This window comes from Bradyrhizobium sp. LeoA1Lang, from assembly GCF_055413685.1.
In genome coordinates this window covers 1-10,891 of sequence record NZ_JBVAPG010000217.1, presented here as the reverse complement: position 1 = coordinate 10,891, position 10,891 = coordinate 1, and the positions used below count along the sequence as shown (strand labels likewise).

General features: G+C 59.8%; 11 protein-coding genes. 2 read left to right on the top strand and 9 right to left on the bottom strand.

Features of this window, described 5'->3' with window-relative positions:
* Positions 1-67: 67 nt before the first annotated feature.
* Positions 68-313 (bottom strand): hypothetical protein, encoded by a 246-nt coding sequence (locus ACZYOF_RS39090; protein WP_463719082.1) that lies wholly within the window; start codon positions 311-313, stop codon positions 68-70.
* 99 nt (positions 314-412) lie between these two features.
* Here ACZYOF_RS39090 and ACZYOF_RS39085 point away from each other — a divergent pair, with 99 nt between their 5' ends.
* A complete protein-coding gene (locus ACZYOF_RS39085) occupies positions 413-667 on the top strand; it encodes a hypothetical protein (RefSeq protein ID WP_463719081.1) in 255 nt (84 codons plus the stop codon).
* A gap of 65 nt (positions 668-732) precedes the next feature.
* Here ACZYOF_RS39085 and ACZYOF_RS39080 read toward each other — a convergent pair whose 3' ends face one another.
* The 3 genes from ACZYOF_RS39080 to ACZYOF_RS39070 all read right to left on the bottom strand — a co-directional run bounded on the left by ACZYOF_RS39080 (position 733) and on the right by ACZYOF_RS39070 (position 4,959).
* Complete coding sequence (locus ACZYOF_RS39080; protein ID WP_463719080.1) at positions 733-3,378, bottom strand: hypothetical protein; 2,646 nt, start codon at positions 3,376-3,378, stop codon at positions 733-735.
* Entirely contained in the window at positions 3,272-3,718 is a 447-nt protein-coding gene (locus ACZYOF_RS39075; protein ID WP_463719079.1) for a hypothetical protein, read from the bottom strand. The genes ACZYOF_RS39080 and ACZYOF_RS39075 overlap by 107 nt, the downstream gene beginning before the upstream one ends.
* 614 nt (positions 3,719-4,332) lie before the next feature.
* Positions 4,333-4,959 carry a hypothetical protein gene (locus ACZYOF_RS39070; protein WP_463719078.1) on the bottom strand — a complete coding sequence of 209 codons (627 nt, stop codon included), beginning with the start codon at positions 4,957-4,959 and terminating at the stop codon, positions 4,333-4,335.
* 180 nt (positions 4,960-5,139) lie between these two features.
* On the opposite strand from ACZYOF_RS39070, the gene ACZYOF_RS39065 reads away from it, so the two are divergent.
* A complete protein-coding gene (locus tag ACZYOF_RS39065; protein WP_463719077.1) occupies positions 5,140-5,346 on the top strand; it encodes a hypothetical protein in 207 nt (68 codons plus the stop codon).
* Here ACZYOF_RS39065 and ACZYOF_RS39060 read toward each other — a convergent pair.
* From ACZYOF_RS39060 to ACZYOF_RS39040, 5 genes are all read right to left on the bottom strand, one after another.
* Positions 5,301-6,668, bottom strand: a complete 1,368-nt coding sequence (locus tag ACZYOF_RS39060) for a phage integrase (protein ID WP_463719076.1) — start codon at positions 6,666-6,668, stop codon at positions 5,301-5,303. The genes ACZYOF_RS39065 and ACZYOF_RS39060 overlap by 46 nt on opposite strands.
* Before the next feature lie 289 nt (positions 6,669-6,957).
* Positions 6,958-7,842, bottom strand: coding sequence for a relaxase/mobilization nuclease domain-containing protein (locus tag ACZYOF_RS39055; RefSeq protein WP_463719075.1), 885 nt, complete (start codon positions 7,840-7,842; stop codon positions 6,958-6,960).
* Positions 7,843-8,030: 188 nt separating this feature from the next.
* The gene (locus tag ACZYOF_RS39050) at positions 8,031-8,549 is read right to left on the bottom strand and encodes a plasmid mobilization protein (protein WP_463719074.1); all 519 of its coding nucleotides are present in this window, start codon (positions 8,547-8,549) and stop codon (positions 8,031-8,033) included.
* A 415-nt stretch (positions 8,550-8,964) separates the two neighbouring features.
* Positions 8,965-9,951: a ParB/RepB/Spo0J family partition protein gene (locus tag ACZYOF_RS39045; protein ID WP_463719073.1), complete on the bottom strand. Its 987-nt coding sequence runs from the start codon at positions 9,949-9,951 to the stop codon at positions 8,965-8,967.
* Positions 9,929-10,705: a ParA family protein gene (locus tag ACZYOF_RS39040; protein ID WP_463719072.1), complete on the bottom strand. Its 777-nt coding sequence runs from the start codon at positions 10,703-10,705 to the stop codon at positions 9,929-9,931. The genes ACZYOF_RS39045 and ACZYOF_RS39040 overlap by 23 nt, the downstream gene beginning before the upstream one ends.
* Positions 10,706-10,891 lie beyond the last annotated feature (186 nt).

Here is a 10,891-nt window from a genome sequence, read left to right as displayed (position 1 = left end):
GACGGCTGGCAGACCCTCGCCAGCAAGCCCATTGCTCAGCCGGTTGATCTTGCCGCCTGAGCAGATATCATCCGTTCACCGGAGACTCGCGACGGACAAATTCCAACCAAGTTCGCGACGGCACCTCCAGGTCTTCCATGCTCACATTGGGGCACTGGTGGCGAAAATGCCGCTCCAGCCAATTCAGGATCACGGCGTCGACGGGCACCGGAACGATCCGCTTGCCCTCGCGCTCGCGTTTCATCTGCTGGCGCTTGAGCAAGCGCTTCCGCGTACGCCGCGAGGTCATCAGCGCCTGATCGGCGGTTCGCATGGTGCTGGGATATGTGGCTGATAGGTGGCCGGATGGAGCCGCCGACATTGGTCCGGCGGCACCGCTCCCCCGACGCCGATCCGACGCCGTGGCGACCGTGTGACCGTTCCGACCGTGAAAATCGCCCCTTTCCCTACAACACCCCTTTTCATGTACTTCCTTCCTCGTTCTCCCTCTTTCTCTCTCTTTCTTGGTTCTACAGCTAATAGAGAAGAGAACGGTCATCACGGTCATCGTTTTGACGTTATCCCTGCGGCGCAGGCACTTCTGTCGATGACCGTTGTGGTGACCGTTCTGATGACCGTTCTTGGTGCGGCCGATAGAACGGTCATCAAAGAAGGTTCCAAAGGGTGACCGTTCTCTGCGGGTGACCGTTCCCTTTTCGGCTTTCAGAACGGTCATCGGCAACGGTCACCGGCTCAAAGCTCCGTGGTGTCGCTCTCGTTCTTGATCACATTGACCGCCTTGGCGGCGTCTACAAGCGCCGGGAAAGGCATGCCGGTCGGGTCGTAACCCTGTGCCTTTCGCATCGCCAACACGGACGCTTTTTGCTCCCATTCATACGGGATCAACGTGTTGACGGCAGCGTTGGCCGCTGTGGTGTTGGTGGTCTTTCCTTCAAACCGGTCTGCGGTTGTCGCTCTATTCCAGAACGCCATCCCGGCATCGTTGAGGACGATCCCGACATAGTACCGGCGATGCTTGTCACGCAGCTCCTTGCGATCCATACCGATGCGCGGGTCGCTCACCGCGGGCAGTGCCCGACCGATGCTCTCGTTGCTCGGGGTGCCGCGATCCTCGCCCTTGTTCTCGGTGAACCAGACGGCGAACGCCGCGCAAAAATCCGGCGCTGAGACGCGCCAGTACGGGTCGTATTCGATGCATTCGTCAAGGAAGCCCGCGACAAGGTTGCTGTCGCGATGGATGTCTTCCGATGTTTCCTTGATCTGATCGGTCGTGGCAATCCGGCCGCGCTCGGCCGCGCGCTGCAAACCTTTGATGGCCCAATTCAACAGCCCTGGGAGTTCGGTTTGCAGGATCAGCGATGACGGTTTGTCGAAGCCGCAGCGGCGCGCTTCCGCCGCTGCGCCGATCAACTCGGCATCAGGATCAAAGTGACGCAGGCACTCGATGACAATGATCCGGTTGACGATGGCCTTAGAGGCTTCCTTGAACTGTGGTGGATGGTTGGTTGCCCAAAAGATTGGACCGCGAACGATGGTGGTAAACACCGGGCCGTTCTTGATGTTGATTGGCACCGGTTCGTGCGTGATGATCGCCTTCACGGTCGATGAGAAGTGCCACTTTCCAGATTGAAAGGCTTCGTGCAGCACCCACGGCGCTCGTTGGGTGAACTGCATCAAACCGTGTGCCCCATCGAGTTGATCCAGTGCGGTGCTGATTTGCGCGGCTCCGAACAACCCTGCCAGCACTTCGAGAAGGACGGATTTACCGAAGTTGCTGCCGCCCCGCAGGATCAGAGCTTTCGACATCTCGCGAGGTTTGACATCGATCAGTGCGCAGCCGAGCACTTCCTGAATGACCCGGATATGTTCGGCGGCAACATCGGGTTCGCGATCAGAAAAGAAATCCGCGATCATGGTTTCCCACCACGGGCATTTAGCGTTCGGATCGTAGTCGCATTCAATTCGCCACGAACAAAAGTCGGTGGACTTTGCCGGTGTCAATTCCAGGGTCACGGGATCGACCAAGCCGGAGCGTGTTCGGATTTTGCCGTGCGCGTCCCAAGGAATATCCCGGAGCCGATAGACCTTGGGGTGCCTCGTAATCCAGTTGCGCGTTTCGGCAATCAATCTGTTCGTGCTTTTGTAGTTCAAGCCACGACAGGCAATTTCGATCAGCGCATCGAGCCAGAGAATGTCGGTTCGCAGTTGCCAGAGGCCTTCGCAATAATGCCACAACCCTCTCGACACGCTGATGATGTCGTCGCCATCGTGACGCAGTTTGGCGATCACCATATCGCCGATAATGTGATGTAGCGGGATCAGTGGCTCGCTGTCGTCGGGTGCGGTGTTGGTCTTTTGGTCGCTTCGCGGTGCCGGGACCGGCTTGGGCTTCTGCGGATGTTTCGCCACCCAGGTTTCGCACATGCCGCGGATATTGCGCTCTTCGCGCCGCCAATTCCAGCGCGCGCCGTAGTCGCCAGCGGCGGCGCGTGTCGCGGCTAACACGATCTCGACCACTTCATCGATTGCCACACCGCAGCTGAGCAGCGATGCGGTGACGCTGAGTTGCACCGGGTGAACGCCATCGACGTCGCCGCCCATGTACGTCATCGCGTCGAGCCGCGCCTTGACATCGACGCGCGGCTTGAAATCCCGCGCCTTGGCATGCTCGCTGAAATAATTTGTCTCGCCCGCCGTTACCTCCTTCGGTCGTTCCTTCCGCAGCAACACTGGCGACGCCTCTGCCAACCATTCTTCGAGATCGTCCAATTCATAGCGGCGACCGTTCTGTTCGATGATCTCGACCTCGGTCCATTCGCCGTCCTTGGTGTTGTGCGTGCCGGGCAACCGCATCAGCCGCGCGACCTCGCAGCATTGCAGATCACCACCAACCAGATCGGCCAGCAGCCGCAGCGCGGCTTCGATCCGCTCCAAATTCTCTTGGGTGTCCAGTGCTTCCGTGAGCAACCAATAGCAATGCAGCCCGTGACCGGAGAACACGATGATGCTCGGCCGATATCTCAGGCGCTCGAACTGGCGCAGAACTTCAGCCCGACCAGGATCACCGTCGAGTTGGCGGAAATCGATATCCGTGTGCAGGCAGGCGGTTTGGACGATGTTCTCTTTGGCGCGTCGTGCCCCCGACTTGACTATGCCGGTGCAAAAGAACAGCCCGCGCTTCGGCCGATCCCATTTCGCGACAAATCCCGTGATGTGCGAGGGCACGCGCGTGGCGACGTGGCGTTCGGGCGGCTCGGTTTCGTCAAGCCGTTCATTGGGCAATGATGAAATATATATCGGCAGCTCGGTGGTCGTGCCGAACACAATTTTGGTGAAGTCGGCAGCGACGGTGTTGCTGTTGATGTTGGTCGCGTCCATGGCGGTGCGTCCTGCGACGATCGGTCATGACAGCGCGCCTTTCTGTTTGCGTTTTGCTGTTCAGCTTCGCCTGATTGCCTGCGGAGCCGGGCAGTGGCGATTTCACTTGTTCTGCTGCTCGCGATCCTTCGCCAGGATCGCATTGCGCTTGGTCAGCGGCTTCGCCTTCGCGGCGTACGGCTTCGCGTTCAATCAAGATTGCGGAACGACGGAGCGTCGCGACGATGCTGTGCATCGCGCTGGTGGTTGCGCTGCTATTGGAAACGCCACGGGTCGCGTGCTTGGTGACGAATGTGATCTGCGCGCAGATCATGCTGACGTGGCGGGCGAGATCAATCATGGCGCTCACCAGCGCCGCGATAGGCCTTCTGCCGACACGCGTTCGAACAGAACCGCGCATCGCGGCGTGTGGCTTCGAACACCGCGCCGCAGATGCAGCATTCACGCCGTTTGATTCGCAGCCGTGCGCGACGGTGACGCCAGCGACATGCTTCGCTGCAATAGTAGGTGAGCCATCGTCCCAAGCCGTTGGCGCAACTATCGTGACCGCACTGCCAATGCCGTTTCGCCAAGCCGTAACCGGGGCCGACATTCTTGCAGTAGTCGCCGCAGCGGATCGTCGCGCCACACTGTCGGCAATTGACCGATGGGCACGACAAGGTGCCAGGATGCCGGGAAGCTCTTATTTGTGATGCTCGTGACGCTGCGCTTATTGGTAACGCGTCGATGCGGTGAGGATGGAGAGGGCCTTGCGGCTTGGCGGAGATCGGCATATTAGAAAGTCCTCTCCGTTGTTGGCGCGGCGGAGATCTACGCGTGATCACTGTGATGCGAGATGCCCGGCCCTCAGCCGGGCATTTTGCTATTCGGCATCCTGAACTTGTTGGTGAAACCGAGCTACATAAAGCGGTGATCCAGTTTTAGTCGCCGCTTTATGTTTGGTTTCAGGCCGGACTACTTCGGCGATCTGAACGCCTTCACGATCATCGCGATGTTCTTCGGTCTGTCGGCGTTCGCGATGCCGATGTAATCGAACAGCGCATCAAACAACACAGAAAGCGGGCGCGCCGTTCGATGGGGCACGATCTGGTAGTCGTCCATTAGCTTCAGGAACGGTTCGACGACCGTCGCCCGGATGGTTCTCTTCCGATAATCCTGTGCGCCTGACCGGTTGAGCAACTGCGCGAATAATTCCGGATTGGCGATCAAAAATTTGAGGGTGCGATCACGGCGCTCAATTCCGTCAGCGAGGTCATCCGGCTCGGTATTGGGCGCCTCATCGGGCATTTGGATAAACGGCTCCCTGGTGCTGGACCGATAGCGTTCGACTATACCGCTAAGCTGATCGGGGTGCCGCTCGTCGACAAAACGAATGATGCGATGGATCGGCGCAAGCGACTGCTGCTGCGCACTCACGGCGGCAAGACTATCGGCATGTCGCTGCAACAGATCGAGATATTGCGCGACCGTCAGCTGATCCGACCCGGCCCAGTAGGCGTCACCAAGCTGCCGCACATCGACTTCGAACGCACGCCGCGCATAGGAGAATTGATCATCGCTGAAGCCTGCGATCTTCAGCAATGCCTTCAGCTTCTCGGGTGCGAAGCGCTCCCGTGGCCTGTTTCGGTCTGACATCGTTGGCGCGGCGTCTGAACATAAAGCGGCGGATCAAAAAGGCACCGCCGGTTTAGGTTCCCACACGATGGGGGTGGACGCAATAATCCAGGCATGCGGAAAGCAGTTCGCCAACATGATGAGCCGGTGACGCTGGAACAGCTCCTGCAAGAGCAGGCGGCTGTCGCGTACTGCATGGCGATGGATGGTCCGATCTATGCGCCGGTTCTCGAACGATACGAACGCGAGATCGCGGCGTTGCTCGCCCGCGAAGATGCCATGTCACGGGCGCGTCGCATTCTGCAAGGTCACGCTGCCTTGGCGGTTGGCGATGGCGTGAAGGCAATCGCCTGAATATTTTTCAGCTTGAGCCGTAGGCCGTAGCCGTCACCATATTTCGGCTTCTCGATCTTGTGGCCCATCAGCTCATCGATCATTTCCTCCGGAGCCTCGACATCCTTCAGGCGGTCCTTGAACGAATGGCGCAAACTGTAAACCGTTTGCTTCGGCGTCGGCAGCAGCTTCCATTTCTTGAAGTGCTTGTTCGCCGCCGCCGAGAAATTGTCCGATTTGTCGAAGTAGCGCGGGAAGCCATCGGGATGCCGTCGCATCGCTTCCAGCGCGAAGCCGACCAGCGGAATGTCGCGCTCGCTCTGGACCGTTTTCAGCTCGCGACCCGGCGCGTCGTCATCGCGGTCTTGTGCCTCGACGCGGATGTAAGGGATATTGGCGTCAAGCTTGATGCGTTCTCTGGTCAGGTTCGCCAGCTCGCTCGGTCGCGCACCGGTTTCCATGATGAGGTAGACGATATCGCGCGCGTCTTCATTCAGCTTGTCGAGGTTGCCGGGTGCGAGAATGACATCGCGGATGAAATCGGTCGGGAAGGGCGGGCGGCTGCCGTCCTTGCCGCCTTCCTGACGCAAGCCAGCGAATGGATTATCGAGCCGCAGCTTGTGGCGCTTGATCACGGCGCGAAACATCGAACTCAGGTGGCCCAGGTTCTTGTTCATGGTGTTGATCTCGATGCCGTCGTCGAGCACGCGGCGCTCCCACCACTCGGCATACGCCACCGCATCATCGCGGCTGACATCGTCCAGTGGCTTGTCGCCGACTTGATCGATAAAGATTTGCGCCGCGCGCTGATACTGGGTTCGCCATTTCTGACGTTGCCGTTCGGATTTGTTGGCGACAGCAACGCTCTGGATCAATTCATAGGCGGAAAACAATCCCGACAGCATGATCTTGGGCTTCTCGACCCCGCCCATGATCGCCTTGCGCTTCGCGGGATCGTCGATTCGCCCATCGGCCATGACCGCCTGAACGCGGGCGCGGACCTCTGGGAAGGGTCGCGTGGCCCAATCGGCTGGCGTCTGATAATCCACGCCGAGCGAGCGGGCGAGCTTCACGGCGTCATCATAGGTGCGCACGGCATCGGCGGCCTTCCGCTCGGACAGACCGCGCCAATAGGCTTCCTGCACCGCGTTCAATCGCGCCGCGACCCGGCTCGCCTTGCTGCCGGTCTGATCTTTGGCGACTCGGATTTTCGTGGAAAGCTTGACGGTGGCGCACTTGGCCAGCTGCACGAAATGGGCAGGCACCCGGCGATAGTAGTGCCAGACACCGGCGCGGATCGTCAGGTACTCATGACCGGTTTGGCGGTCGGTTTCGCGCTTCATTTGCCCACCCCCTGTAGAACGTTTCGTAGAACGTTTTTTGGCATTTTTGGGCGCGAAAAGTCAATGTATTCCAGCAACTTATTGAAATTATTGAGAGATTTGTGTAGACCGCTGGCGCTCCCTAGGGAGGAATCGAACCCCTGTTTCAGCCTTGAGAGGGCTCAGCTGCGACGCTTCGCTCGCCAACGTGTGGTGAGGCTTTCATCCTCCTCCAAGGGCGCTGCAAAATTCAGCTATTTGTGCACATCGAAGCTGGAGCCTCCCCAAGATTGTGATTCCTGCGCTTTGCTTATCTGGTCCGCTCGTTGCCTCGTGTTTTGTCGTGCCCCTCTGCTTCGACGCCCTGCTCCGCGCCGCGCCGCCGGGTATTGGCAAGGTCCGAAAGCTCGTTCTTCAACACGTGCCGGCGGGTTTCGACAGCGGGCATGTCGTTGACGAATTGCCGAATCTGGCGAGCGAGCACGTGATCTGCTGCCACTCCAGAGCGCTGCAGTTCGGCGGCATAGTCAAGGTATCGCCGCCGGATCGCGTCCTGACGTGACTTGATCTGTTCGTCCCAAGGATGTTTGGCAGTCCTGCCGCCCCTCACCTCCGAAAGCACCTCCTTGCGAGCGAGCCGATCGACTTCGGGCGTGAGCTTTCGCTTGCGCAAAGCGAGGACCGCCCCGCGATCGGCCTTTCGGACCCGTCCGCGGGTTCGCCGCGGCGTTGCCTCCGCCGCGATCCCACGAAGTCGAAGTTCGCCAGCAAACCGTTCCCGCCAAGCCTGAAGATCCGCCTTGCGGGGGTTGAGGCGCTTGCCGTCATGGCCCAGGGACCGAACGGTCAAGTGCACATGGGGATGTTTGTCATCGAGGTGTTGGACGAAGACGTAATCGTGATTGTAGCCGAACGTCTCGATGGCAAATGCCCGGGCTGAATCCTTGACCGCGACAGCGTCGGTTCCGGCCGGCATCGACAGAATGATGTTGATCGAAAGCGATCCGTCGCGGCGGCGCCTGTGGTCGAGACCGGCATCATCCTCCCAGCATTGCTGCAGATCTTTTAATCCGGTACGACCGGTCAGCGCCGCGCCCTGCTCTGTTTCCGCATCGAGCTCGCCATTTCGGGTGATGTATGCCAGGTGCGATTTGAGATGCGCCACACCCTTGGTGCGACCGGTGATCTTGACCATTACTTCCGGCGCTCGGCGCACGATGCGTTCGAGCTTTGCACGCATCGCCGGCGTAAGGCGGCCGGGAGCGGCCGGATCGGGGATATCCCACTCGGCCCGCCGTGGGCGCCGAATGGGCGTTTCCCAGACATACGAGATTGGCGGAAGTTCGGCCGCAAGGTCGGTCGGCCGCGATGAGTAGCGCCGACTCATCGCCGCCCATCCCAGTAATCCGCGTTGCCATTCAGCGAATTACGTAATTGCGCGAGTTCTCTTTCGATGACCAATTTGGCCTCTTGAATTGCGGACAAATCGGGCTCAACCGCCCTACTCTGCAGCACACTGATGTTTGCGGCACGCGCGATCTGGTTGATGTTGCCGCCGATCCGGTTGAGCTCGCGAACGATAGCGCGAAGCGCGTCGTGCTCGTCCGGCGAATGCTGCACTGGCGACCCCAATCGCGAGCGCACAAGCGCGACGATCCAGCCGGTTCGAGTCATGCCCCGCTGATGTGAAACTTCCGCCAGCTGCCGCATCTCGCTCTCGCGAAATCGTACCGTCACCTTCTCCGGTCGTCCTACCGGCAACGCCAAGATGCGCGGCGCTGGTACAGCTAGTGCATCAGCCATGAGACGCCGCAGCAGCGCGGATTTGCCGCCCTGGGTAGCTGCCAAAGCTGAGAACTCCGCCGCGACTTGGTCGGACACGCGAAGCGAGATCAGAGCCATGCACTCCAATCCCAATCGTGATGTAATACATCGCTGGCGCGAAGCCTATCCTGCACTAGAAAGCAAAAAAACCTACCCCTCCGTGTTGGTTCAAACCAATACTCTTTGTGTTCAGGGCTCGCCACAAAGCGATCGACGGGCCCTGCCCTCTCTACCGACGTCTGCTCGCGGCGCGCCATTGGCGCAGTAGCCATCGCGAACACCGATCCGCCGGCAACCGAGGAAACGAAGGCACAAACTAACATCGGCGCTGTGGGCCGCGACTTTCCAGCAGCCTGCGGCCTCACTACAGCGCTATGGGGAGCGCGTTCGGCCTTCGGCTGCTGCGCTAACGCGCCATCCTTCGGATGGGAAAGTCGCTCCGTCGGCACCCGCCGATAGTCTATTTTCGCGGCAGCGAAAGTGTCAAACGAGTTCATCTCGACAGGATCTCCTCGATCGTGAGAGCCGACGTTGGAATTTCTTCTGCGTGGTCCGCACCATCGACCAACACCAAAGCGTGACGCGAGCCCTGCGTCGCGAGTCGATCGACAACTAGTTGTCCGGCCCGATTCTGAAACCGAACCCTGATTGCCAGCGATGCTGCCAACCTCGATTGTGAAACGACGCGAGTTTTTGGCGCCAGATCCTCGGTTACTGTTTCTTGGTCTTTCGTAGCGGCCCGCGGAAGCACTGCTTCCGGCAGGGGGTCGGATTTTCCGGAGCTGGGAGGTCCAGCAGGCAATTCGTTCTGCGCATTGCGGCGGCCGGCCTTGGCACGCACGTCCCGGGCCAGTTGCCGAGCCTGCGCGTCGGTGAAGCTGTCCTGCGCCGCGCATAGCCGCTCGATCTCGTCAGGATGCGTGCGCCAGGCTTGGTAGAGCTCATAAAGAGCGCGGATCGAACTGCCTTCAAGTCGCCCCCGAAGGAATTCCGGCATGCCTTGAACCGACGCGTAACGCGAGACCCAGTCTCTTGGCTTTCCCAGCTTGCGCGAGATATCTGCTTGGGTATCGCCGGCGTCTAATCGGTCTGCGATGAACCTCGCGATCTCAGGCGCGCGCAAATCATCGCGCTGGATATTCTCGATCATCTGCGCATATCGGTCTGGTGAACCGACGTCTTGAACGAATGCGGGTATTTCACGTAGCCCCGCGCGCTGCGCAGCGCGGTACCGGCGCGCCCCCATGGCGATGACGTAGCGCCCATTCTCACCGGAACGGCGAAGCACGATGGGTTGCAGCACACCATGTTCGCCAATCGACTGCGAGAGCTCCTCCAACTCCTGTTCGCTGAAGTTGCGGCGGGGTTGATCAGGGTCTTCGTCAATGCACTCGATCGCGACCAAGAGCGGCCGTCCGGTTGCTGCATTAGGGTTTGCAGCGGCGTCGACGAGCTCCTTAAAGCTGAGATCGAGCGTCATTCGCCGTCTCCTGATCGAGCCGTTCTGCGATCTTGGCGAGAACCGCGCGGATTTCCCGACCCGCTTCTTGCGCCGAGCGACGTTTCAAGCGCCACACCGGCACCCGTTCCGCAACGGCTTCGGCATAGCCGTCACGTGCAACAATCTGGCCTGGGAACACGTACTTGCCCGCTTCACGTAACAACTGCTCCAAATGCGTTCGTTGACGAGGCGATTTGGTATTAAAGTTCGAAGGCAGCAGGCCGAGAAATCTCGTATCTTGGCGACCGTACCGTCGTTGAACTCCGATCACGGTCTGCATCAGGCCTTTGACGCCTTTCACGGAATAATCTTCCAGATAAATCGGCGCCAGCACATGGGAAGCGGCGACTAGGCAAGCGACGCTGCGAAGGCCAAGCGATGGTGGCGTGTCGATCACGCAAACATCGAACCGTCCGGCGGCATCGGCGAGATTCTGCTGCAGGGTCATGACGGCAGCAGCATTGCCGCGATCGATGTCCGTCAAGGAGCTGTCGGCCGGCGCCAGCGTGATGCCGTTGTTTTCGCCAGCGACAAACCGGGCCGCCGGCTTGAATAGATCGGCAGCCGAAGTCGACCCGCTATGCTGCTTGAGCGTGTCGGTCGCGTTGCCCTGCGCATCGACGTCGATCATCAGAACGCGGCGGCCAGCTTCCGCCATGAACCAGGCCAGATGCACAGCAAGCGTCGTCTTGCCGACGCCCCCTTTTTGATTGTTGATGACGATCGTGTTCATCGGTGACCATGTTCTTTCGAACCGTGCTGCGCCTGCTGACACGATCTCGATGAAGCCGGCGGTGCCGTCGCGAACTTGGTTGGAATTTGTCCGTCGCGAGTCTCCGGTGAACGGATGATATCTGCTCAGGCGGCAAGATCAACCGGCTGAGCAATGGGCTTGCTGGCGAGGGTCTGCCAGCCGTCG